Source organism: Chryseobacterium mucoviscidosis (genome assembly GCF_002177115.1).
Taxonomy (GTDB): domain Bacteria; phylum Bacteroidota; class Bacteroidia; order Flavobacteriales; family Weeksellaceae; genus Chryseobacterium; species Chryseobacterium mucoviscidosis.
The window spans coordinates 1-257 of sequence record NZ_MVAG01000047.1 but is presented as its reverse complement, the minus strand read 5'-3'; the positions used below and the strand labels follow the sequence as shown (position 1 = coordinate 257).

The 257-nt window shown below is 32.7% G+C and carries 1 protein-coding gene; it reads right to left on the bottom strand.

Annotation, left to right across the window (positions count from 1 at the left end):
• On the bottom strand, window positions 1-257 hold a 257-nt coding region (locus B0E34_RS22645; RefSeq protein WP_228422989.1), incomplete at both ends, for an ABC transporter substrate-binding protein.

The window sequence follows — 257 nt, the reverse complement described above, 5'->3', positions numbered from 1 at the left end:
TTAAGTGCTAATAGATCATTAATATAAGGTACAGGTCTTTCTAAATCTACTTGTAATTTATATTTACCTATAGCCTTGATACCCAAATCCTTGACTGATTTTTTACCTGCATTAACTTCATCTGCATTTTTTATATCGCTCATTATGTATGCAAACTCAGAAGCCGTCTTAGGATTAACTACCTTTCTCCACGCATATACGAAGTCATATGCAGTTACCGAATCTCCATTGGACCATTTTGCATTTTTTCTTAAATT